This window comes from Psychroserpens sp. Hel_I_66 (genome assembly GCF_000799465.1).
In the GTDB taxonomy this organism is placed as follows: Bacteria; Bacteroidota; Bacteroidia; order Flavobacteriales; family Flavobacteriaceae; genus Psychroserpens.
Genome location: NZ_JUGU01000001.1, coordinates 750,774 through 773,250 on the forward strand (window position 1 = coordinate 750,774; position 22,477 = coordinate 773,250).

Below are 22,477 nucleotides of genomic sequence, written 5' to 3' on the forward strand. Positions count from 1 at the left end.
TCTTTTTTATTTTATGGTCACATTAAAACACTTAGCAGAACAACTTAACGTATCAGTATCAACAGTTTCTAAAGCACTACACGATAGTGACGAAATAAGTCCAGATACTATTGAACGTGTAAAAGCATTGGCAAAATTCTTAAATTATAAGCCAAATCGATTGGCTGTAAGTTTAAAAAGCAGCAAGACAAATACTATTGGTGTCGTGATTCCAAATATTCTAAATCATTTCTTTGCCAAGGCATTATTTGCTATAGAAAAAGAAGCTACCAAACAAGGCTATAATATCATTACTTGTGTGTCAAACGAAATGAGAGAAAAGGAAATAAATAGTTTGCAATTACTCTCAAATGGTAGTGTTGATGGCTTTATCATGTCAATTGCAGAGGAAACACAAGTGTTAAAAAAAGTAGATCATATAAACGCGATTTTAAAACAGAACATCCCAATTGTGTTATTTGATAGAGTTTCAGAAGATATAGATTGTGATAAAGTGATTATTGACGATTTTGGTGCAGCTTACGAGGCAACGAAACATCTCCTTTCCGAAGGTAGAAAACACATCACCTTAATTAGCAGTATTGACGAGTTAAGTGTTGGCAAGTTGCGGGTTGAAGGGTATTACAAGGCAATTTCCGAAGATAAAAAATACAAGGAAAAACCAAATGTAATTACAATTTCGCGTGATGAATCTATAGAGGAGCGTATCGAGAATTTACTAAATACCGATAAAAAAATTGACGCGATCATTGCGATTGATAATACCTCTGGAGTCGTCGCGTTACAAAAAGCGCTTAAATTGAATATTGATGTGCCTAAAAACCTATCTATTATTGGGTTCTCAGATGAAAATGTACTCAAGTTTACAGACCCAAAATTATCTACGGTTTCTCAACACACACTTGATATTGGTAAGGCATCTGTAGAAATGTTGATTCATAAACTTAACGATAAATCGTTATCTCAAAACACAACCAAAACCATTAAAACCAATCTTATTTTAAGGGGTACAACAAAATAATTTTTCTTCGGAAATGTGCCTAAACACAAAATTACTGCCACAAATCCACAAAATTTTAATTCAAAACAATTTTCAATGTTTTAAGCTTTTAGAAAGAGTTATCTTTATTACAAACTCAAAAGCATTTTGAAATTAGTCAAATTCACAAAAAAAGGTATTTATTGCATCCCGGGAAAATTCTATTTAGACCCTTGGTTTCCTGTAGAATACGCTATTATTTCACATGGGCATGCAGATCATGCACGATGGGGAATGAAACATTATTTGTGCCATGACGAATCTAAACCCATTTTACAGCATCGCATAGGCAAGGATATTTCTATTGAAAGTTTAGCCTATAATAAAGAGCGACAAATTAACGGAGTAAAAGTAAGTTTTTTTCCTGCTGGGCACATCATTGGATCAGCACAGATAAGATTAGAATATAAAGGGTTTGTAGTGGTTTTCTCTGGCGATTATAAAGTAAAAAATGATAATCTAACCACACCTTTTGAACCGGTAAAATGTAATGAGTTTATTACTGAAAGCACTTTTGGACTCCCAATTTACAAATGGCAAAAAGAAGAAGATCTCCAAAAACAAATGCACGATTGGGTGTTGCAAAATCAAGCTAAAAACCGTACCAGTATCTTTATTGGTTATTCTTTGGGTAAGGCACAACGTATTATGAAATTAATGGAAGGTTTGGATGAAATGTATGTGCATACTGCAATCCACAATTGCAATGAAGCTATAAAATCCTCAGGAATTATATTGCCAGAGACTAAATTATGGACAGCAGATACAGATAAAAAAGCGGTTCAGAATAAAATAGTGGTCGTTCCGCCAGCCTTGTTGGGATCAAATATGATCAAGCGTATTCCAAATGGTGCAACTGCAATTTGTTCGGGCTGGATGCAAATTAGAGGCAGTCGTCGTTGGCAATCGGTCGATGCTGGATTTCCTGTAAGCGATCATGCAGATTGGGACGGACTGCTCAAAGCGGTCAAAGCAACCGAAGCCGAAAAAGTATACGTCACGCACGGTTCTCAAGCTACATTTTCAAAATATCTTAATGAGATTGGCATTCCTTCCGCAGAAGTAAAAACCGAATATGGCTCAAATGAAGATGAATCTGTTGAAGACGCTAAAACCCAAAAGGCATCATGAAGAATTTCTCAAAACTTATAAGCGCTGTTGAAATCACCAACAAAACAAACGATAAAATTGCAGCGTTTGTTGATTATTTCACGCATGCTCCAGATAAAGATAAATTATGGCTCATTGCAATTTTTACGGGTAAACGACCTAAACGCCCTGTAAAAACAACGTTGATGAAACAATGGTGTATGGAAATCACAGAAATACCTGAGTGGCTATTTTTCGAAAGCTACAGTACGGTTGGAGATTTGGGGGAAACCATGGCATTATTATTACCTGAGCCAACGCATAAAATTGAAAAATTATTTAGTGAATGGATGCAGGAAATTGTTGAACTTAAAGCAAAATCTGATGATGAAAAAGAAGCCTACATCCGAAATGCCTGGTCAGGTTTGGAAACTCAAGAATGTCTCATTTTTAATAAATTAATTGGTGGCAGTTTTAGGTTAGGCGTTTCTAAAAAAACCTTGGTCAATGCTTTGGCTAAATATTCTGGAATTGAGGCTAACCAGCTTATGCACAGTATTATTGGTAATTGGGATATTAATGAAATTACCTTTGAGGAGTTACTTCAAGGTGAGCATATCAATTACGACAATTCAAAACCATATCCATTTTGTTTGGCTTACGCTTTGGAAAAAGAATTAGACGAGTTGGGTGACGTCAATGATTGGCAAGTGGAGTATAAATGGGATGGTATTCGCGGACAAATCGTCAAACGAAACAACGAAATTTTCATTTGGTCAAGAGGTGAGGAACTCGTTACAGAGCAATTTCCAGAATTGATGGAGGCCATAGAACAATTGGATGGCGATTTCGTGATTGACGGAGAGATTCTGGCTTTGAAAGATAACGGAATTCTATTATTCAACGATTTACAAAAACGACTCAATAGAAAAAATGTCACCAAAAAACTACTCGACGACGTACCAATTGGTTTTTACGCCTATGACATGATGGAGTGGGATAACAAAGATATTAGAGAACAACCGCTCAGTTTCCGAAGAGAAAAATTAGAGAAATTGTTTTCTTCGGAAGCAACAGATAATAAAACCTTATTTATATCCCAATTGATTTCTTCGGAAAGCTGGCAGGATTTGATCCCGATACGTCAAGGAGCACGAGCCAAGGATAGTGAAGGGTTGATGCTCAAACAGAAAAACTCACCATATCATACTGGTCGAAAAAAAGGAGACTGGTGGAAATGGAAAGTCGACCCATTAACCATTGATGCAGTCATGATTTATGCGCAAAAAGGGAGCGGAAGAAGAAGTGCCCACTATACAGATTACACCTTTGCGGTTAAAAAGGATGACGGTTTGGTTACGGTTGCCAAAGCCTATTCTGGATTGACTAATGAAGAGATAAAAGAAGTCAGTAGATTTGTAAAAAAGAATGCTATCGAAAAATTTGGTCCAGTACGCACGGTAAAGCCAGAATTGGTTTTTGAAATTGCTTTTGAAGGTATTGCGTTAAGTAACCGTCATAAATCTGGAGTCGCATTACGTTTTCCGAGAATTTCAAGATGGCGAAAAGACAAACCGGTTGAAGAAATCGATACTATAGAAACTGTTAAACAATTGATTACGTCTCCAAATTGAGTACATCGTTTAAAAATTCACAAGGCTATAAAATAATTGAGGATTGGATGGGTTCAAAAGCGAATGAACCATTCAAATTTCAAGAACAAACGTGGGCTAAATATCATCACGGTTATAGCGGTATGGTGGTTGCTCCAACTGGGTTTGGTAAAACATTTTCGGTGTTTTTAGCAGTAGTGATAGACTATCTCAACTATCCAGAAAACTACAAAAAAGGGTTGAAATTATTATGGGTAAGTCCTTTGCGATCACTAGCAAAAGATTTAGCCAAAGCGATGACTACTGCTGTTGAGGAGATTGGTTTGGATTGGGAAGTCGCAGTAAGAAATGGAGATACACCAACCAAAATAAGACGACAACAAGAACGGTTAATGCCAGATATTCTCATTGTCACACCAGAAACACTTCATTTATTATTTTCACAGAAAAAAAATTCAAAATGGTTTAAACATGTGAAATGTGTCGCAGTTGATGAGTGGCATGAACTGATTGGAAACAAAAGAGGGATTCTAGTGGAGTTGGCAATGGCGCGATTGATTACAATTTCCGAAGACATTAAAATTTGGGGAATTACCGCAACTATTGGTAATTTGGAAGAAGCAGGTAAGGTGCTCCTTCCGTATCCAAAATTAAAAACGGTGATGATTACCGCTAAGGAGAAAAAGAAAATCAAGGTGGTTACGGTGTTGCCAGATGAAGTAGAAGTATTGCCTTGGGCTGGACATTTGGGTAAAAGTATGGCATCAAAAATTATCCCGATCATCCACGAAAATAAAACGACTTTAATTTTTACGAATACCAGAGGACAGTCGGAATTATGGTATCAAATAATTTTGGAAGCAGATCCAGATTTGGCAGGTTTGCTGGCCATCCACCATGGATCAATTGATAAAAATTTACGAAATTGGATTGAGGATAACATTTCCGAAGGCAACCTAAAAGCAGTAGTTTGTACGTCATCGTTGGATTTGGGAGTGGATTTTAAACCTGTAGATTGCGTCATCCAAATTGGCTCTGCAAAAGGGATTGCGCGATTTATGCAACGTGCTGGTCGTAGTGGTCACTCGCCTTATGAGGTGTCCAAAATTTATTTGATCCCTACCCATTCGCTGGAAATTATTGAGGCTGCAGCACTTAGGGAAGCGGTTGGAGAACGTCGTGTTGAAGCGCGTGAGCCTATGGTATTGACCTACGATGTGATGGTTCAGTTTATGGTCACTTTGGCGGTTGGAGAAGGATTTAAGGCAGAAAACGTTTATGAATTATTATTGAGCACTCATGCGTTTTCCATGTTGACCGAAGATGAATTTGCATGGGCAATCCAGTTTATTACACAAGGCGGAAATACGCTAAAATCATACGAGGAATTCCATAAAGTTGAAAAGGACGACAATGGGATTTTTAGAGCAAAAAGCAGAAGAATTAGCATGCTCCATCGCATGAATATGGGAGCCATTGTTAGTGAGGCCATGTTGCGTGTTAAGTTTATGAGTGGAGGATATATTGGCATGATTGAAGAATATTTTGTCACCAAACTCAAACCCAACGATAGTTTTGTACTTGCTGGTCGCGTGTTAGAATTGGTTCATATTAAGGATATGACTGCGTTTGTGCGCATAAGCAAAGCCAAAAAAGCGATTACACCAAGTTGGCTTGGAGGTCGATTACCATTAACGTCGTACATGAGTCATTTTCTTCGGAAAAAATTGAGCGATTCTCTAAATCCCGGAATTAGAGAACGTGAGCTTAAGTTTTTACACCCATTGATTGCGCGACAAAGTGCCTTTTCACACATCCCGAAAGAGGATGAATTTTTGGTAGAAATGATTAATACCAAAGAAGGTTTCCATTTGTTTATGTACCCTTTTGAAGGTCGTTTGGTGCACGAGGTGATTTCCGCATTGATTGCTTATCGTATTGGCAAAATCAAACCGCTGACCTTTACGATTGCGATGAACGATTACGGATTTGAACTCCTAAGCGATCAAGAAATCCCGGTCAATAAAGAAAATATTAGCGAACTTTTAAGCGCAGACCATTTAATGGACGATGTCATCGCTAGTATTAATGCTGCGGAAATGGCTTCGCGTAAATTTCGTGATATTGCAGTTATTTCTGGGCTTGTGGTACAATCTATGCCTGGACGCAATCAAAATAATAAAAGCCTGCAATCTTCATCTGGATTGATTTTTAGGGTGTTGGATGAAAACGAACCGAATAATCTATTATTACGACAAGCCTATACTGAAGTTTTTAATCAGCAATTGGAAGAAGTACGATTAAAGGAAGCCTTTAAGAGAATCAATAAAAGCAAGCTAATTATCAAAGAATCCAATACCTTTACACCTTTAAGTTTTCCTATTAAGGTAGATAGTTTGAGACAAACCTTAACCAGTGAAAAACTAGATAAACGAATCGCACGCATACAAGCAGACGTCTATAAAAAGAGTAAAATATGATCCATGCTGAAAAGCAAATCACTATTAATGGTGAATCTCTACAATTAAATAATTTACGGGCAATATTTTGGAAACGAGAGCAAACGCTCATTGCTTCTGACCTGCATATTGGTAAATCTGCACATTTCAGAAGACATGGCATTGCCATTTCATCAAACGTTCAAAAAAAGGATTTGAAACGATTATCGTTTTTGATAGATCACTACCAAGCAAAAAAGCTCATTGTCGTTGGCGATTTATTTCATGCTGAAATCAATACAGATATGGACTTGTTTAGAGATTGGAGACATCAATACAGTAACTTGGAAATCATTTTGATTAAAGGCAATCACGACAGACTCAAAGATCACGTTTATGATAGTTTTGCCATAGATTGTTGCAACAAGTCACTAGATGTATCGCCTTTTAAATTTATACATGAGCCCAAAAAAGTGGATGATGCCTTTATCATTTCTGGTCATATCCATCCTGGTGTGTTGATAAAAAGTAGAGGCAGACCTCGTATTAAACTTCCTTGTTTTAAAGTAACCCAAAATCAGTTGATTCTTCCTGCCTTTAGTGAATTTACAGGTTTGGCGACGTCAAGAGTAAAAGATGGAGTTTGTTTTTATGCGTTTACGGAAACTTCTTTTTTTGAGTTTTGAGAATTAATGAATAAACTCTTTAGAATGTAATTTTCATTAGTTTAATATGACATTATGTGAAGGGTTTTACAGTAATAGCTTAAGGTCCTGTTTTTTGTGCATTCAATTATTTAGTTTCTTGTTCCGTAGAATTATTTACTTTCAACATCTCTCAAAATTATATCTTCCACTTCATTAATTTCTGAACTGTGTAATACAGCAATATCGCCAGTACTTTCAAAAACTACTGCTTGAACCTCTGACAACTTATGCACGTTAGCTTCTCTTAATTTTGCCATCAAGTCGCTCACTCCAACGTTACATCTTTTTAAATTATCATAAAGAATTTCACCATTTTTCATTAGAAACTGTGGTTTGTTGGTAAATAGCTTTTTAAACAAATCACTTTTTCTGACTAAAAAAGAGAATAGTGTTTGAAATCCTATTACACAAAAGAGAGCTAAAATACCTTTTAATACGCCTTGGTCTTTATTTATTATAATTGACGCTAATATAGAACCTACTGCAATAGTTGATGCAAAATCAAAACTTGACATTTTTGCAAATGTCCTCAAACCAAATATTCTGGTGATAACCATAATGGCTGAAAAAATTCCGAGAACTGAAATAACTATTAACATGGCGGTTTCTAAATTCATAATTTTTATATTAAGTCTGGGTGAGGTTTCGTGATTATAAACGTGTAACAGTTCTTTTAGCATTGCACATAATGCTTAAAAAAATTTTTACGTACTAAAATCATCTAATTTAACTTTTACAAAATTAATAGAAAATCCGCAAAAATGTAGTAAGTATTGGAAAACCAATTAATTTATTGTAATGGTTTGATTTCTGGATTTTGTATCTAAATAAGAGGTAGGTTATTCTACTAATTGTAAAAATTCCGTCGGTACTTCTAAAAGCTCTTGATAGCACCAGCTATTTGGGCAATCGTCATTCAATTCAGAATGTTCTGCAATTCTAATTATTATTATACCGTTGCCTTGATCAATTCCAGTATAAACTTCTCCGATTTCAAAAGTTCGCTCAGATACTCCAACGACACCACCAACAGTTACTGTAGTTGAATATTCTGTTATAAATTCATACCCGTTATTTTGAGTTTCATCGTCTGAGCTACAAGAAAATAATCCAAAAATTAATGCAAAAAGGTATATTGGTTTTTTCATAATTATTTTTTTAAAAGATGCAAAAACACCATTAAGGTTGCGTCAACTTAAATACAACTTATTACAATATATAAATATAATTCATTTCATCCAAATTCAAAGTATTCAACTTATTTGCAATCATCAACTATATTTTACTATATTAAAAAAAAGCTAAAATAGAACCACTCGACCAGCAGTATTGGGATAACCGTTATAAAGACAATAAAATTCAATGGGATTTGGGTGAAGTGTCACCTCCAATCAAAGCCTATTTTGATCAAGTGGAGAACAAGTCTCTCAAGATATTGATTCCTGGTGGTGGTAATTCTTACGAAGCTGAGTATTTATACAAAATTGGTTTTAAAAATGTGTATGTCGTTGATTTGTCCCAAACAGCGTTGGACAATATCAAATCTCGAGTACCAAATTTCCCAAAAGCGCAATTGATCCATGGCAATTTTTTTGATTTACAAATGACGTTCGATATCATTGTTGAGCAAACCTTCTTTTGTGCTTTACATCTCAATCTAAGAACAGATTATATGTCTAAAATGGATGAACTACTGCTTCCGAAGGGAAAAATAATTGGCGTATTATTTAATCTCCCGCTCAATGATGACCAACCACCTTTTGGTGGAAACCTGCCACTCTATAAAAAATTATTCACCACGCATTTTAAAATACTCAAGATGGAGCCATGCTACAACTCTATAAAAAAAAGGGAAGGGAAGGAATTGTTCTTTGAAGTCATTAAGGAATAGAGTTCCCTTTTTAATGATCTAACAAATATCCTTTTAAAGGTGTAACATTTTGATGGAGTTTGCGTCCTATAGGTAATCAATCATTAATTTGAAATCATCATGAGACAGGACAATCAACTTTTAGTATTAACACATCTTAGTCAGTTACTTACATTTATCACTGGATTTGGCGGATTAATCGTGCCACTGGTTATATGGGCAACGCAAAAGGAGACTGTGTATAAAATGGATCAACAAGGTAAGAATATCGTAAACTTTCAATTAAGTATTTTGGTTTACAGTATTATCTGCATTCCGTTGGTATTTATAATTGTTGGCATCTTCGGACTTATCGCTTTGTGTTTGCTATCATTTATTTTACCAATCACAAATGCTATTAAAGCAAGTCATGGCGAATCTCCAAAATATCCTTTATCTCTTAATTTTATTAGTTAGTTATTTTTATTTTTTTAGAGGTAAATGAAAACGCGCACTTTTTATAGTGCGCGTTTTTTATATATTATTTCTTCGGAAATAGAAAACCATTATTAGTTACCAATAGAATTTATTTCATCTTTAACTTTTGACTTTTTTCTGGTCCATTTGCTGCCATATTTGAAAAACACATAACCAAGAACAATAGTCATTACAATAGCTCCAATGAATTCAAAAGTTTCAGTAGTTGATGCTCCTTTTCTACCAATTATCAGACTTACAATATTTCCTATAAAACTCAGAACACATAAAATTCCGAAGAATAAAAACAGATAACCTAAAATTTTCTTTCCCATATTTGTGAGTTTATTTTAACAAAGCAACCCGAAAATTTGGGATTGCTCGGTGTAATACTAAAATTAAAAACGCAACTTGATCAAGTTGCGTTTTGTTATTTTTTCTATCTCGAAAATAATTGCTTTTCGATTTGAAGATATCTGTTTTTGCAAGTATTTAACTGTTTAGCATCACAGGCATTACTAACATCGTTACATGCTCACCTTCATCAAGTCCATCTACAGGTGTTAAGATTCCTGCTCTATTTGGAAGGCTCATTTCCAGTTGTACGTTATCTGCATTGAGGTTGTTTAACATTTCTGTTAAAAAACGAGAGTTGAACCCAATTTGCATGTCGTCACCTTGGTAATCACAAGAGAGGCGCTCTTCTGCTTTGTTTGAGTAATCAATATCTTCCGCAGAAATATTTAATTCCGCACCAGCAATTTTCAAACGTATTTGGTGCGTTGTTTTATTAGAAAAGATACTCACACGACGAACCGAGTTTAAAAACTGTGTTCTATCTATTGTAAGCTTATTTGGGTTTTCCTTAGGGATCACCGCTTCGTAATTTGGATATTTTCCGTCGATTAAACGACAAACCAATACCGAATTCTCAAACGTAAACTTGGCGTTAGAATCGTTATATTCTATCGTTACAGCATCATCGGTTGCAGCTAAAATTCCCTTTAAAAGATTTAAAGGTTTTTTAGGCATGATAAATTCCGCAACTTGATCTGCCTTAACATCCTCACGTGTGTATTTTACCAATTTGTGGGCGTCTGTTGCCACGAAGGTCAATCCTTCCGTAGAAAACTGAAAAAAGACACCACTCATCACAGGACGCAAATCATCGTTTCCTGCTGCAAAAATAGTTTTGCTAATCGCAGTAGCCAAAATTTCCCCAGCAATCGTTGTTGTGCTTGGATCGTCTAATTCTACCGATTTTGGAAACTCGTTACCATCTGCATACGCCAACGCGTATTTACCGTGGTTTGAACTGATTTCTACCGTGTTATTTTCTTCAACAACAAAGGTTAAGGGCTGTTCAGGAAACGTCTTTAAAGTATCTAAAAGCAAACGGGCTGGCAACGCAATGCTACCATCTTCATCGCTCTCTACGTCAAGTGTAGAAGACATTGTGGTCTCTAAATCGCTTGCAGAAACCGTTAGTTTTGAATCTTTTAAATCGAATAAAAAATTATCTAAAATAGGTAAGGTGTTTGAATTGTTAATCACACCGCCTAACACTTGTAATTGCTTAAGTAAGTATGTACTTGATACTATAAATTTCATACGAATGGTCTATTGTTTTTAAACTGAGAACACAACAAATTGTGCCTTACAAATATATCTTAAAGCTATTGTTTTCTAAAACAAACTTATTAACAACTTGTTCCTTTAGAAAAGGGAATTTAAATGCAGAATTTTAATTTATTTTGAATAGCGTTTTCTTCGGAAAAAAGTAAATAAAACTCCAAAAACACCAAGAATTACAAGCGGTAAAACGATATTAATGATTTGCCATTTTGATTTTTGGTCTTCTATTTTTTCAGAATCTAAAAAGGCTAATTTGACTTCTTTTGTGCGAATGTTTATAAGTCCGTCATCGTTTAAAAGGTAGTTCACAGCATTTTCAAGAAACTCTTTATTTCCAAATTTACGTTTGGTCAAAAACTCAAAACCCAGTTCTTGCGGTTGGTTTCTAATCACCTCGTTTTTTATAACGTCGCCATCTGCGATTACAATCATTTTTGTGGATTTGCTTATGGTTTTATCTTCGGAAATTTTAAAGGGTTTTATTCGTTTGTCATACACCGATGTAAACTCGCCTTCAAGCAAAACCGCTAAAGTTTGATTGGGTTGGTTATATTCTTCAGGGTTAGGTTGTTGCGTCACGACATCTAAACTAATTTCTTTAGGCACGCCTTGTAATTTTGATAACTTAGAACTGCGCAATAAAATAGTTTTCTCAACACCGTTTTTCAACGTATCAATCTGACTCGCAAAATCGAATTTTACAGGATCCAAATTTGTAGTAATTGGGTGATTTGGATTGCTCGCTGCCAAAGGTGAATATGGCCATTGTATAGGTTGAAACTGTGTGTTATTACCTTCACCAATCGCCAAAGGTATAGGAGCAGAGTATAAATCATTCACGATAACAGGATTGATGCGCACACCATATTTAAAGAAAAAATCGTTGAGATTGAGGTCTTTCATAATCGCGACACCTCGACCAGATTCATTAAGCAGGCTGTCTCTGTCCATCACGATACTTTCGGTGAGCCAGAGACTTTTTCCGCCATTCATGGTGTATTGGTCAAGCACATATTTTTCTTCTTCGGAAAATGGAATACTCGGTTTTGCAGAGATAATTAAATCATAATTCTCAATATCTTTTAAAGTCTTTTGCGGATTGTTAGCAACGCTATCTAAGGTAAAAGGCGCAAGAAAATAATGCTCTCCCATTTTTTTGAGAAAGTCAGCAACGTACACATCTTTTAATTGTCCGTTACCTCTTAAAACAGCAATCTTTTTCTGTTTAGGGTTGACCAGTTTTTTAAAGGCTTCTGCAAATACATATTCCAAATTTTGGATGGAACTGTTAACCAGTTCTTGATCTGTAGCGCCAATTTTGTTTTTGATCAAAGGCACAATAACGGTTTGCTCGTTATAGCTCGCCAAAGCCCATGGGATAATCACTTCTTGAGTGGTTTTCCCACTTTCCTGAATATTCACTTGAAACGGTTGTAAGCCTCGTTGTGCTAATTGCTGTATGTTTTGGTTTCGTGTTTTTTCATCTGCCAACGGATTAATAAACTGAAATTTCACATTGCTGTTAGAGAGTGAAAATTCTTCAAGCAACTGTTGGGTTTCATCGCGAAGACGTCTAAATTCCGAAGGAAATTCGCCCTCTAAAAACACGTCAATTATTAAAGGTGAATCTACATTTTCTATAGTTTGTAGTGCTTCATTTGATAAGGTATAACGTTTATCTTGGGTTAAATCAAAACGTTTATATACATAACTTGAGATCACATTAATTACGACAAGCGCTACTAAAGTGACAACGATAATTACAATATTTTTTTTACTCTTTAGCATCAAATTTCTGTTCTTCTTTATACAATGTTAAGTCAACTACTTTTTGGTTCTCAAAGGTGATTTCCAGACATTCTTTTTCAGTATTGAAAGCACCTGGTTCTAGACCTAAGGCGTAATTCCATTTGTTGGGATCATGGTCTTTTTTGGCGTCGTCCCAAGATAGCCATTCGTAAGTTCCCAATACGCTTTCTACTTCACTTTTTGACTTGCCAATGAACATTTCCGAAGATATAATATCGTCAGATAATTCATAGCGCAGTGCTGGTTGGTCTTGCCAGATTTCCGAAGAAAAATATTTTTGGTGATGGTAGTTGCTGAAAATATTAATTAACGGATAAACCGCATAAAAATAAATAAAAGGGGTGAGCACTAAACTTACTAAAATAGTAAGCCATTTGCGTTTGTCTATGGTGTTTACAAATAGAAAAACCAGCACAAATGTGATGATCATTAATAGTATGAAGGGTAGGGTAATAATCATTGATTTGCACGTTTAATATTGAGTTTTGTCAATACAATAAAAAACAGTGTGATGCTCAAAAAATAGAGGATATCTCTCGAGTCTAAAACACCACGACTCATACTTTTAAAATGGGATTCCATCCCTAGTTTTTCGATGTAAAAAGCATCTCCAAAAAGATTGTAATTAGCAAGACCTTCAAAACCAAAATAGAAAAAGAAGCATATAAAAACTGCAACGATAAATGCAACGATTTGATTATCTGATAGGCTAGAGGCAAAGACACCAATTGCGGTATAGGCTGCGACTAGAAATAAGAGCCCAAAGTAGGAACCCATCACGCTACCAACATCTAGGTTGCCCTCTGGATTACCTAGTTTTGAAATCGTGTATACGTAAAGCAATGTTGGGATAAGCGCAATAATTATTAATAAATATGAACCAAGATATTTACCCAAAACAATATTTAAGTGACTGATTGGTTTTGTGAGCAACAATTCTAAAGTGCCTTGTTTTTTTTCATCTGCAAAACTTCGCATCGTAACTGCTGGAACTAAGAAAATGAGGATCCAAGGTGCTAATAAAAAGAAGGTTGATAAATCTGCAAAACCATTATCAAGAACATTAAAATCTCCTTTAAATAACCAAAGAAATAATCCATTGAGCAATAAAAAGACCGCAATCACCAAATAACCGATTGGAGATGCGAAAAAGGTGTTGATTTCTTTTTTAAGGATTGCTAGCATTTAATTATTATTAGATTCATTTAAAAATTTTTTGAAATTAATGATTTTCACACCATAAAAAAATATGAAAGTTAAACAAAAAACTGAAGCAAACAGACTAACCGTTTGTGGTGTTGGCTTTTTGCTGCCAAATCTGTTTAGACCTAAAGCAATTATAAATAGTGCGATATACACTATAAAAGGAGTAATTAAATTTTTCCAGTTTTTTTTTATTTCGTTTTCGGTCATTTGCAATTTACTTTAATGTCACTAACTTATCCACACTCCAAGCTTCAGGTTTACCATTGAACATCGGTTTTGTTTTTGCCCAGATACCTTTAAATAAATTAGAGTGTCTGTAATTTTCTAAATCTGTTTCGGTTTGCCAATAACTGTACGTAAAAAAGACGTTGGTATTGTTTTTATCTCGATAAAGCTCTAAAAACTCGCAACCGCTAAATCCTCTAATATGCTCTTTTTGAGATTCAAAATTAGAGAGAAATTCTTCAATTTTTGAAGGTTCTAGACTTAGTTTTACGATTCGTACTAGCATTTTTTAATTTTTAGTCTTTAGTCTTTAGTCTTTAGTCTTTAGTCTTCGAGATATAATTTTATTTACGCTTGTTCTTTGCTCTATCGTCCACTTTTAATAATCTTTGAACAAATCAATTTTTATCAAAATTCACGGTTACGGTATCCATGATTTTCAATCCCATAAGTGTTGACGCACTACCAACGGTAGAATTGTCACTTTTGTAAACCGCAATTTCCAGGTATCCTGAAGAGTTAAACACAACAAGTCCTTTACCTTCATCATAGCGCTTTTCTTCTGGAATTTCAAAATTGATGGCATCACAATATTTATCATAAATAGTTTTGAACTTATAATTACGTGCAGAAATTTCAAAAGCACGTGTTTTCTGGACATTTTCAAAAAATTTTCGTTTGATGTTGGTGATTACATTTCCGTAGTTATCAATATAAATAACGCTCCCAATAATCTGGTTTTTTTCATCGTTCACAAACGGGATTAGATTTTTGATTGGTTTGATAGTCTCTATAATTTTACCAATGACCTCTAAAGTTCCGCCACGAGCAATATGGCAAGCCACATTGACAAATACATCCAAAACAGGAAAACTCGTCGCTACACGATCGTGGATATTGATCTCTACTATTTTTTGTGGCGCAATTTCTGAACAGATCATACTCATGATCCCATTGTTGGCACAAATAAAATAATGGTCATCCAATTGCACAGCAATGTGTTTGTTTTCAGGATTAAGTTCAGAATCGATACCTATCACATGTATCGTACCTTTTGGGAAACTACTATACGCATTTTGTATAATATATGCAGCCTCTGGCACATTAAATGGCGCAACAGAATGTGAGATATCAACAATTCTAACATCTACCAATTCACTGTAAATAGCACCTTTTATGGCACCAGCAAAGTGGTCTTTTTCTCCAAAATCGGTTGTTAAAGTGATGATTGCCATGCGCTAAGCAATAGAAATTTAATGTTAATGATAGGTCTCAAATAGTCACATTTAAAACTGTTAAAAACTAATTGTATTTTAATCTTACAGAAAACCTCTAGAATAAAATAGTTTAATTATTTTTGGTAGTATAGATGTGAGAAATAAGCTAATTTTATCTCTACACAAAACTAATAAAACAAAACAGATTAATTTATAATTCTTATCGCTTTTGAATGAACTTATTTTAGAACTCGAAGAAATCACTCCAAAAGAATTTTTTGGTGCCCAAAATTCCAATATTGTACTTCTTAAAAAAAACTTTCCTAAACTTAAAATCGTTGCCAGAGGTAATAAAATCAAAGCCTATGGTGATGAGGATTTATTAGAGGAATTTGACAAACGTATGAATATGCTCATGCAGCATTTTGGCAAATACAACAAAATTGATGAAAATGCAATTGAGCGTGTATTGACAAGTGAGAGTAGCGATGACTATAATACCTCTGCCCAAAGTGGCGAGACTATAGTGCATGGCGTAAATGGTAAGATCATTAAAGCACAAACCGTCAACCAGCGTAAATTGGTAGAGAGTATGCGCAAAAACGATATGGTTTTTGCCATTGGGCCAGCGGGTACAGGAAAAACCTATACAGGTGTTGCGTTGGCGGTTAGAGCGCTAAAAGCCAAAGAAGTAAAACGTATTATTTTAACGCGTCCTGCGGTTGAGGCTGGAGAAAATTTAGGGTTTTTGCCAGGAGATCTAAAAGAAAAATTGGACCCTTACATGCAACCGCTTTATGATGCACTTCGTGATATGATTCCTGCGGAAACATTAGCACGTTTCATAGAAAACGGAACCATCCAAATTGCACCTTTGGCATTTATGCGTGGACGAACATTGGACAATGCCTTTGTTATTTTGGATGAAGGTCAAAATACAACTCACGCCCAAATGAAGATGTTTTTAACACGTATGGGTAAAAGTGCAAAGTTTTTATTGACAGGAGATCCTGGGCAGGTAGATTTGCCTCGTCGTACGATTTCTGGATTAAAAGAAGCACTTTTAGTACTTAAAAACGTGGAAGGCATTGGTATGATTTATTTAGATGATAAAGATGTGATTCGACATAGATTGGTGAAAAAAGTAATTGAAGCCTATAAGAGTATCGAGAACCGAGAGTAGCTAAATAACTGCGAGAAGCATTCAAATTTTCTAAGTGATTGCAAGATTTAAAAAACATAAGATTACACGTCATTTCAATTATCGAAATGACAAATTAAAGATAAAATGAGTAACACGATTACAGAATCTAATTTCAATTTTCCAGGGCAAAAAAGTGTTTACAAGGGAAAAGTTAGAGAGGTTTACAATATCAAGGATGAAGAACTCGTAATGATAGCCACAGATCGTCTTTCAGCTTTTGATGTGGTAATGCCAAAGGGAATTCCGTATAAAGGTCAGATCTTGAACCAGATTGCAACGAGCATGATGAAAGCTACGGAAGATTTGGTGCCAAACTGGTTAACCGCAACACCAGATCCCAATGTGGCAGTTGGTCATTTATGTGACCCTTTTAAGGTTGAAATGGTGATTCGAGGTTATATGTCTGGTCACGCTGCTCGTGAGTATAAAGCAGGAAAACGCTTGCTTTGCGGAGTTGAAATGCCAGAAGGGATGAAGGAAAACGATAAATTTCCAAACCCGATAATTACGCCTGCAACTAAAGCAGAAATGGGAGATCACGACGAAGATATTTCTAAGGAAGACATTTTAAAACGTGGCATCGTTTCCGAAGAAGATTATAGTGTTTTAGAAGATTATACACGTAAATTATTTCAAAGAGGAACAGAAATCGCTGCATCTCGCGGATTGATTTTAGTGGATACAAAGTATGAATTCGGAAAAACGAAAGACGGTAAAATCGTACTTATTGATGAAATTCACACACCAGACTCTTCAAGATATTTTTATGCGGAAGGTTACCAAAAACGACAAGATCATAACGAACCACAGAAACAGTTGTCTAAAGAGTTTGTGAGACAATGGCTCATCGCCAATAACTTTCAAGGTCTGGAAGGCCAAACCGTACCAGAAATGACAGATGCGTATATTGAAACCGTGAGCGAACGCTATATTGAGCTTTATGAGAATATTATGGGAGAAGAGTTTGTAAAGGCTGATGTTTCTGATATTCAAAGTAGGATTGATGAGAATGTTTTGGAGTATTTGAGAAAATAACTAATTAAATTTAATCTTTCAATAATTCAATTTCGTTAGAATAAATACTTTCTTTATTTCCTGAGAATTTAAGTCTAAAACTTTTTTTTAAGAGATTATGACTCTTTTTAATTGAAGTTATAGCTACTTCGTTTGGTGGGAGATAGATGATAGACATTCCTGTACCACACATATAAAAAAAAACGTTTTTGATTTTCTGCCCAATTTCCTAAAGAGTCTTTTGCTTCAGAAATAAGATCTAATTCATCACCAAAACCAATTCTTAGTGTATCGGTAGAATTGTTTTTTAGAAATATGGGATATGATAAAGAAGAATGTTCCGGTAAATGCTGTCCATTTTCATTCTCAATAAATATTTCCAGATTGCTTTTACTACTACCAATATACTTAGATGTATCAATAAAAATTTTTAAATCATCATGTTTTGGATACTTGTAGTTATCCCAATTGAGATTTGTATGTCCTGCTTTTGCATTTATATAGTTTAATTCTATAGTGTCTTTCAATTTCCCCATATAAAGTGGTTGGAAGTTGGCGATTCTAGAATTTTCTAAAGAGTCTAGTTTTAATTGACTTCTAAATTTGTCAATGATTACTAATTTAGAATAATTTTCTTTCAATTCAGATTTGGAATTTTTTGAATCTTCATTTGGTGCTTTGCATGAAAAAATAGCTGATGCCAAAATAGATAAACATAAAAAATATCTCATAGTAAATTATATAGTAATTGCATGAACTAAAACCATACCATTAATTCTAAAAGTCAATACATCGTATTAGGATTCTTAGAATGTTTAGGAATTTGCTGTATGGCATCCCAATGCTCGCAGATCTTTCCGTTGTCATCAAATCTAAAAAAATCCATTGTCACATACTGGTCATTTCCTGGCCAAGTTTGATGGGTATGCAAAGCTACTAAGTCACCTTCAGCAATACAACGAACAAATTCAATCGATTTTTTAGGGTATTCTCGTTGCATTCTTTCGAAATAATCTATAAATCCTTGAGTACCATTTTCAACATCAGGGTTGTGCTGAATGTATTCTTTACCAACATAAGTCTCAATCGCTTTTTTAGGATGGCCTTCATAAGCCATTTTGTAAAATCCAATGGAGCTTTGCTTGTTTTGATCTAAATTCATGATTAAAGGTTTGTTTAATAGCTGAAAGTTTACAAAATATAGGTCTTAAATATAGTGTTTAGTGCCTCATTAGGATCATCACATAAACCAGGATGGGTTTTAGAACTTTGTATAATTGTACTTCGGGATGCTGCCAGCCATCTAAAACGATCTGATAATTCAAACTCACCAATAGAGCCACCTTTGGGATGGCCTTCACAAATTAATTTCCAAGCTTCTAAGTATTGGTTTAGCTCGTTGATATCCAATTCACTACAAAAGGCACTTAGTTTTGTAGGATTGATTTCATATTTAATCCCTAAAAATTTTTTACGCTTAGAAAACAAGATAACTCCAACATTAAAGAATTCTTCACGCTCTACTTTAGGTACAATTCTAATAATTGCATATTCAAAAGTTACTTTATCTTGCATGTTCAGCTTCTTTAACTAATTCATCAATTTTATTTAATCTCGAATGTATATAGGTTATATAGGCGTTTCTTATGTCATCTGGAGATAATGCATCAGACTCATTGATAAGCCAATCTTCAGGTATTATTGAAACGATCTCTTTTACTTTATCTTTAGTTAAAGAGGTGATAATGTGTTTTGAGGCTTCTTTTAATTTCGTGGCTTTTTCTAAAAGCACGTGGTCTTTTATAAGAGGGAATGTTCTTGTAAGATGATTTTCCCAAGTACTCCAATTGTGGTGAAAATAAAAACTTGCTCCATTGTCTATGATCCAAAGTTCTTTATTCCAATGGAGGAGGTTTGTGTTTTTAACAGTTCTATCAATATTGCTAATAATACTATCTAACAGCACCACTTTTGACGCTGTGTCTTCGTTAATTTCAAATACTAAAGGGTCATAAGTGATGGCACTTGATAAAAAATGCAATCCTAAATTGAGTCCAACACTAAATTTTAATAAATCTTGAATTTCCTCATCTGGCTCGGTTTTACTAAAGGAGTCATCGAGATCCATAAAAACCAATTCGGGAATTTTTAAACCAATGGCACGAGCAAGTTCTCCTCCTAAAAGTTCTGCAATCAAAGCCTTTTTTCCTTGTCCAGCACCTCTAAACTTTAGAACGTACATAAAGCCATCATCTGCCTTTACTATTGCAGGCAACGATCCGCCTTCTCTTAAAGGACTTATATACTGCACAACATTCACAGTTCTAATGTCAATTGTATCCATAAATACTAAAGTAGTAAAAAGTTCTAATTTTTGTTGAGGCGTACAATCTTTCGTACGCCTTTGTAAATAAATGCATTTGTTTTTACGTAGTAAAACGAGATAAAACAGACGACTACCATAAAAATAATGGCTCCAATGATTGCTTCGGAAGGATTGAGAGATTTTAAATAAAATCTATTGAGACCGAACCCTGTAAAACTTCCGAAGATAATAATAAAATGAATCACGTAAATGGATAATGTTTTTTGTCCGATTTTGCCAATCAACGACCCTTTTAAAAAGCGTTCTGCTGCATAGAAGACTCCTAATAGAACCAGCACATTTCCGAAGCGCGTGAATAAATAATTGTAATTGGCAGAGGATTTGAAAATTTCAATATGTGTCCATAAATGAATTTTCATTAAAATAAGGGACGAATATTCTATCAAGATACTTCCGAAGATAAAAAAACTCAAGACCGTGACTAAACGAAATCTGTTTCGATGCACATGTGAAAAGAATACTGTAGCTAAAAAACCGCCAAAAGCTGTATATCCAAACCAAGGTAAAATGGTAAAAATAGATCCATTGGCTTTTGTCATGTAATTTGCAAATACAACTGGAATATGACTCAAATCCAAGCTACGATATAAGGGTTCGGTCAAAAAGCAAATACAGCCAAAAGCGAGTAATAGCGAGGATAGTAGCCAAACGTGTTTTCGAAGTAAAACATAGCATCCAATAAGTATAATGAGCGACAAACCAATACATTGCAACACATCAATCACAAAAATATAATTGCTAAAATGGCCAGTTAGCCAACCAAGAACGTCGATGCGAAGTGCGTAACCAATGCCTAATAAAAGAAGTCCTCGATACAGTCCTTTTTTAATACGCTGAGAATCGTTGCCTTTATCTTTTGCCTTTAGCAATAAGTACAAAAAAACCAATCCCGAAACCGTAAAAAATGTTGGTGCTGTAATGCCTCTAAAATAGGACCAAATTTGATAAACAAGGTTAGAATCGTCTCTGTAAATTGGGTCTAATAATGTATCTATAAAATGACCTTGCAACATCATCAAAATGGCAAAAGCACGCACTGCGTCTATGAAAAAGAGTCGGTTAGTTTTCAATAGTTTGTTGATTTCCTTAAAGATTTCTAAATATACTTTTTATTTTTAAGGCTGACTAAAGCTAAAGTAATATCTTAGAAGATAATTTATAGTTTTTAAATGGAACAATTAAACGCTATTTCCGAAGAATTCTCTTCATTGGCCTGGGGAATTCCGCTCTTGGTTTTGCTCATTGGAGGCGGAATCTATTTGCTTATCCTTTCAAGATTTTTACCATTCAGGTTTTTTGGCCATGCCATACAAGTACTTCGTGGTAAATACGATAATCCCAATGATCTTGGTGAAATTAGTCACTTTAAAGCCTTGACTACAGCGCTTTCCTCAACCATTGGTATGGGAAATATTGCTGGTGTTGCCTTAGCGATTTCCGTTGGTGGGCCAGGAGCTATGTTCTGGATGTGGGTTAGTGCGATTGTAGGCATGAGCACCAAATTCTTTACATCAACTTTGGCAATTATGTATCGCGGAAAAGATAGCAATGGCGACTTGCAAGGTGGACCAATGTACTTTATTACTGAGGGTCTCGGTAAAAACTGGAAATTTCTCGCTATTATGTTTTCTTTCTTCGGAATGCTCGGCGCACTTCCTGTCGTTAACGTCAACCAGTTAAAGCAGGCCATCAATGATATTGTTTTAATTCCGAATGGAGTAGAAGTAAGCGTTTATACCAACCTTATTATTGCAGGTATTTTAGTACTGTTCACAAGTGTCGTCATCCTTGGAGGTTTAAAAAGGATTAGTAATTTTGCCTCGAAAATGGTACCATCAATGGTCGTTTTATATTTTATTCTGGTATTGATTATATTGGGAATCAATTACACTGAAATTCCAAAATACTTTCTCATGATTTTTCAAGATGCATTTCAGGCAAATTATTTAGATCCTGAAAGTAATAAGGATGTTTTAGGTGGAGTTCTTGGAGCTCTCATACTTTTAGGAATTAAGCGTGGAGCCTTCTCAAACGAAGCAGGAATTGGTACAGCTCCTATGGCGCACGGAGCTGCAAAAACTGATGAACCTGTGCGTGAAGGTTTGGTTGCAATGCTTGGTCCAGTCATCGATACGCTTATTGTGTGTACCTTGACTGCATTGGCAATTTTGGTAACAGGTGTTTGGGAAACAATATCAGATAATGGCGTGACCTTAACTGCTTCTGCCTTTCAAGATGCAATGCCTTACGGACAATATTTACTAATGATTTGTGTATTTGTATTTAGTATTTCATCGCTGTTTTCTTATGCGTATTATGGTTCAAAATGTACGTCATTTCTATTTGGTGCCAAAAACAAGCATTATTATAACTATCTATATATTTTGAGTATTGTTTTGGCTGCAACGACATCGTTTAGCACAATGATTAATTTTATAGATGGCGTATTTGCGTTTATGGCAATACCTACTATGGTATCTACAATTATCATGGCACCTAGAGTAGTTAAAGAGATACGAGCCTACCGTTTGAGGTTAAAGGAAGATCAAGTTTAAAAGAAAATTACATT

General features: G+C 35.0%; 25 protein-coding genes. 10 read left to right on the forward strand and 15 right to left on the reverse strand.

The genetic code is table 11. The features are described 5' to 3' along the window. The first annotated feature begins 13 nt into the window (after window positions 1-13). From GQ40_RS03465 to pdeM, 5 genes are all read left to right on the forward strand, one after another. Window positions 14-1,021 carry a LacI family DNA-binding transcriptional regulator gene (locus GQ40_RS03465; RefSeq protein WP_047545780.1) on the forward strand — a complete coding sequence of 336 codons (1,008 nt, stop codon included), beginning with the start codon at window positions 14-16 and terminating at the stop codon, window positions 1,019-1,021. Window positions 1,022-1,147: 126 nt separating this feature from the next. After that, complete coding sequence (locus GQ40_RS03470) at window positions 1,148-2,170, forward strand: ligase-associated DNA damage response exonuclease (RefSeq protein WP_047545782.1); 1,023 nt, start codon at window positions 1,148-1,150, stop codon at window positions 2,168-2,170. Beyond that, window positions 2,167-3,762: an ATP-dependent DNA ligase gene (locus GQ40_RS03475; RefSeq protein ID WP_047545784.1), complete on the forward strand. Its 1,596-nt coding sequence runs from the start codon at window positions 2,167-2,169 to the stop codon at window positions 3,760-3,762. Before GQ40_RS03470 ends, GQ40_RS03475 begins: the two co-directional genes overlap by 4 nt. After that, window positions 3,759-6,221 carry a ligase-associated DNA damage response DEXH box helicase gene (locus GQ40_RS03480; protein WP_262501131.1) on the forward strand — a complete coding sequence of 821 codons (2,463 nt, stop codon included), beginning with the start codon at window positions 3,759-3,761 and terminating at the stop codon, window positions 6,219-6,221. The genes GQ40_RS03475 and GQ40_RS03480 overlap by 4 nt, the downstream gene beginning before the upstream one ends. Further along, entirely contained in the window at window positions 6,218-6,865 is a 648-nt protein-coding gene (gene pdeM, locus GQ40_RS03485; RefSeq protein ID WP_047545786.1) for a ligase-associated DNA damage response endonuclease PdeM, read from the forward strand. Before GQ40_RS03480 ends, pdeM begins: the two co-directional genes overlap by 4 nt. A 131-nt stretch (window positions 6,866-6,996) precedes the next feature. On the opposite strand, the gene GQ40_RS03490 is transcribed toward pdeM, so the two are convergent. Together GQ40_RS03490 and GQ40_RS03495 are read right to left on the reverse strand one after the other, a co-directional pair. Then, a complete protein-coding gene (locus GQ40_RS03490; protein WP_047551379.1) occupies window positions 6,997-7,503 on the reverse strand; it encodes a DUF421 domain-containing protein in 507 nt (168 codons plus the stop codon). Window positions 7,504-7,725: 222 nt separating this feature from the next. After that, window positions 7,726-8,034 carry a hypothetical protein gene (locus GQ40_RS03495; protein ID WP_047545788.1) on the reverse strand — a complete coding sequence of 103 codons (309 nt, stop codon included), beginning with the start codon at window positions 8,032-8,034 and terminating at the stop codon, window positions 7,726-7,728. 158 nt (window positions 8,035-8,192) lie between these two features. Here GQ40_RS03495 and GQ40_RS03500 point away from each other — a divergent pair, with 158 nt between their 5' ends. Together GQ40_RS03500 and GQ40_RS03505 are read left to right on the forward strand one after the other, a co-directional pair. Continuing rightward, window positions 8,193-8,777 (forward strand): methyltransferase domain-containing protein, encoded by a 585-nt coding sequence (locus GQ40_RS03500; RefSeq protein WP_047545790.1) that lies wholly within the window; start codon window positions 8,193-8,195, stop codon window positions 8,775-8,777. Between the two features lie 99 nt (window positions 8,778-8,876). After that, window positions 8,877-9,212: a DUF4870 domain-containing protein gene (locus GQ40_RS03505; RefSeq protein ID WP_047545791.1), complete on the forward strand. Its 336-nt coding sequence runs from the start codon at window positions 8,877-8,879 to the stop codon at window positions 9,210-9,212. 92 nt (window positions 9,213-9,304) lie between these two features. Here GQ40_RS03505 and GQ40_RS03510 read toward each other — a convergent pair whose 3' ends face one another. The 8 genes from GQ40_RS03510 to GQ40_RS03545 all read right to left on the reverse strand — a co-directional run bounded on the left by GQ40_RS03510 (window position 9,305) and on the right by GQ40_RS03545 (window position 15,322). Further along, window positions 9,305-9,547, reverse strand: a complete 243-nt coding sequence (locus GQ40_RS03510; protein WP_047545792.1) for a hypothetical protein — start codon at window positions 9,545-9,547, stop codon at window positions 9,305-9,307. A 157-nt stretch (window positions 9,548-9,704) separates the two neighbouring features. Then, window positions 9,705-10,823: a DNA polymerase III subunit beta gene (gene dnaN, locus GQ40_RS03515; protein ID WP_047545794.1), complete on the reverse strand. Its 1,119-nt coding sequence runs from the start codon at window positions 10,821-10,823 to the stop codon at window positions 9,705-9,707. A gap of 138 nt (window positions 10,824-10,961) precedes the next feature. Then, window positions 10,962-12,635 carry a gliding motility-associated ABC transporter substrate-binding protein GldG gene (gldG, locus tag GQ40_RS03520; protein ID WP_047545796.1) on the reverse strand — a complete coding sequence of 558 codons (1,674 nt, stop codon included), beginning with the start codon at window positions 12,633-12,635 and terminating at the stop codon, window positions 10,962-10,964. Continuing rightward, window positions 12,622-13,116 (reverse strand): hypothetical protein, encoded by a 495-nt coding sequence (locus GQ40_RS03525; RefSeq protein ID WP_047545799.1) that lies wholly within the window; start codon window positions 13,114-13,116, stop codon window positions 12,622-12,624. Before GQ40_RS03525 ends, gldG begins: the two co-directional genes overlap by 14 nt. Further along, entirely contained in the window at window positions 13,113-13,841 is a 729-nt protein-coding gene (gene gldF, locus GQ40_RS03530) for a gliding motility-associated ABC transporter permease subunit GldF (RefSeq protein ID WP_047545801.1), read from the reverse strand. Before gldF ends, GQ40_RS03525 begins: the two co-directional genes overlap by 4 nt. Beyond that, a complete protein-coding gene (locus GQ40_RS03535) occupies window positions 13,842-14,069 on the reverse strand; it encodes a hypothetical protein (protein WP_047545803.1) in 228 nt (75 codons plus the stop codon). 7 nt (window positions 14,070-14,076) lie between these two features. Then, the gene (locus GQ40_RS03540) at window positions 14,077-14,373 is read right to left on the reverse strand and encodes a putative quinol monooxygenase (RefSeq protein ID WP_047545805.1); all 297 of its coding nucleotides are present in this window, start codon (window positions 14,371-14,373) and stop codon (window positions 14,077-14,079) included. 112 nt (window positions 14,374-14,485) lie between these two features. Beyond that, window positions 14,486-15,322, reverse strand: a complete 837-nt coding sequence (locus GQ40_RS03545) for an S-adenosyl-l-methionine hydroxide adenosyltransferase family protein (protein WP_047545807.1) — start codon at window positions 15,320-15,322, stop codon at window positions 14,486-14,488. A 211-nt stretch (window positions 15,323-15,533) separates the two neighbouring features. Between GQ40_RS03545 and GQ40_RS03550 the strand changes: the two genes are divergently transcribed. Together GQ40_RS03550 and GQ40_RS03555 are read left to right on the forward strand one after the other, a co-directional pair. Then, window positions 15,534-16,487 carry a PhoH family protein gene (locus tag GQ40_RS03550; protein WP_047545809.1) on the forward strand — a complete coding sequence of 318 codons (954 nt, stop codon included), beginning with the start codon at window positions 15,534-15,536 and terminating at the stop codon, window positions 16,485-16,487. A 105-nt stretch (window positions 16,488-16,592) separates the two neighbouring features. Next, a complete protein-coding gene (locus GQ40_RS03555; protein WP_047545811.1) occupies window positions 16,593-17,543 on the forward strand; it encodes a phosphoribosylaminoimidazolesuccinocarboxamide synthase in 951 nt (316 codons plus the stop codon). A gap of 107 nt (window positions 17,544-17,650) precedes the next feature. Here GQ40_RS03555 and GQ40_RS03560 read toward each other — a convergent pair whose 3' ends face one another. The 5 genes from GQ40_RS03560 to GQ40_RS03580 are packed head-to-tail and all read right to left on the reverse strand — an operon-like array spanning window position 17,651 to window position 20,978. Continuing rightward, on the reverse strand, window positions 17,651-18,253 hold the full coding sequence (locus tag GQ40_RS03560) for a hypothetical protein (protein ID WP_047545813.1): 603 nt from the start codon (window positions 18,251-18,253) through the stop codon (window positions 17,651-17,653). Between the two features lie 53 nt (window positions 18,254-18,306). Beyond that, window positions 18,307-18,684, reverse strand: a complete 378-nt coding sequence (locus tag GQ40_RS03565; RefSeq protein ID WP_047545815.1) for a nuclear transport factor 2 family protein — start codon at window positions 18,682-18,684, stop codon at window positions 18,307-18,309. A 29-nt stretch (window positions 18,685-18,713) separates the two neighbouring features. Continuing rightward, window positions 18,714-19,097, reverse strand: coding sequence for a DUF3037 domain-containing protein (locus tag GQ40_RS03570; protein ID WP_047545817.1), 384 nt, complete (start codon window positions 19,095-19,097; stop codon window positions 18,714-18,716). Then, window positions 19,087-19,866 (reverse strand): HipA family kinase, encoded by a 780-nt coding sequence (locus GQ40_RS03575; protein ID WP_047545819.1) that lies wholly within the window; start codon window positions 19,864-19,866, stop codon window positions 19,087-19,089. The genes GQ40_RS03570 and GQ40_RS03575 overlap by 11 nt, the downstream gene beginning before the upstream one ends. A 23-nt stretch (window positions 19,867-19,889) precedes the next feature. Next, complete coding sequence (locus GQ40_RS03580) at window positions 19,890-20,978, reverse strand: heparan-alpha-glucosaminide N-acetyltransferase domain-containing protein (protein ID WP_052184135.1); 1,089 nt, start codon at window positions 20,976-20,978, stop codon at window positions 19,890-19,892. A 99-nt stretch (window positions 20,979-21,077) separates the two neighbouring features. Here GQ40_RS03580 and GQ40_RS03585 point away from each other — a divergent pair, with 99 nt between their 5' ends. Beyond that, window positions 21,078-22,463, forward strand: a complete 1,386-nt coding sequence (locus GQ40_RS03585; protein WP_047545823.1) for an alanine/glycine:cation symporter family protein — start codon at window positions 21,078-21,080, stop codon at window positions 22,461-22,463. Window positions 22,464-22,477: the final 14 nt, after the last annotated feature.

Coding starts and splice junctions, on each gene's coding strand:
- GQ40_RS03570 (WP_047545817.1), bottom strand. CDS start 19,097: ATGCAAGATAAAGTAACTTTTGAATATGCAATTATTAGAATTGTACCT.
- GQ40_RS03585 (WP_047545823.1), top strand. CDS start 21,078: ATGGAACAATTAAACGCTATTTCCGAAGAATTCTCTTCATTGGCCTGG.
- GQ40_RS03465 (WP_047545780.1), top strand. CDS start 14: ATGGTCACATTAAAACACTTAGCAGAACAACTTAACGTATCAGTATCA.
- GQ40_RS03540 (WP_047545805.1), bottom strand. CDS start 14,373: ATGCTAGTACGAATCGTAAAACTAAGTCTAGAACCTTCAAAAATTGAA.
- GQ40_RS03525 (WP_047545799.1), bottom strand. CDS start 13,116: ATGATTATTACCCTACCCTTCATACTATTAATGATCATCACATTTGTG.
- GQ40_RS03475 (WP_047545784.1), top strand. CDS start 2,167: ATGAAGAATTTCTCAAAACTTATAAGCGCTGTTGAAATCACCAACAAA.
- GQ40_RS03505 (WP_047545791.1), top strand. CDS start 8,877: ATGAGACAGGACAATCAACTTTTAGTATTAACACATCTTAGTCAGTTA.
- GQ40_RS03555 (WP_047545811.1), top strand. CDS start 16,593: ATGAGTAACACGATTACAGAATCTAATTTCAATTTTCCAGGGCAAAAA.
- gldG (WP_047545796.1), bottom strand. CDS start 12,635: ATGCTAAAGAGTAAAAAAAATATTGTAATTATCGTTGTCACTTTAGTA.
- dnaN (WP_047545794.1), bottom strand. CDS start 10,823: ATGAAATTTATAGTATCAAGTACATACTTACTTAAGCAATTACAAGTG.
- GQ40_RS03575 (WP_047545819.1), bottom strand. CDS start 19,866: ATGGATACAATTGACATTAGAACTGTGAATGTTGTGCAGTATATAAGT.
- GQ40_RS03560 (WP_047545813.1), bottom strand. CDS start 18,253: ATGAGATATTTTTTATGTTTATCTATTTTGGCATCAGCTATTTTTTCA.
- gldF (WP_047545801.1), bottom strand. CDS start 13,841: ATGCTAGCAATCCTTAAAAAAGAAATCAACACCTTTTTCGCATCTCCA.
- GQ40_RS03510 (WP_047545792.1), bottom strand. CDS start 9,547: ATGGGAAAGAAAATTTTAGGTTATCTGTTTTTATTCTTCGGAATTTTA.
- GQ40_RS03495 (WP_047545788.1), bottom strand. CDS start 8,034: ATGAAAAAACCAATATACCTTTTTGCATTAATTTTTGGATTATTTTCT.
- GQ40_RS03565 (WP_047545815.1), bottom strand. CDS start 18,684: ATGAATTTAGATCAAAACAAGCAAAGCTCCATTGGATTTTACAAAATG.
- GQ40_RS03535 (WP_047545803.1), bottom strand. CDS start 14,069: ATGACCGAAAACGAAATAAAAAAAAACTGGAAAAATTTAATTACTCCT.
- GQ40_RS03545 (WP_047545807.1), bottom strand. CDS start 15,322: ATGGCAATCATCACTTTAACAACCGATTTTGGAGAAAAAGACCACTTT.
- pdeM (WP_047545786.1), top strand. CDS start 6,218: ATGATCCATGCTGAAAAGCAAATCACTATTAATGGTGAATCTCTACAA.
- GQ40_RS03490 (WP_047551379.1), bottom strand. CDS start 7,503: ATGAATTTAGAAACCGCCATGTTAATAGTTATTTCAGTTCTCGGAATT.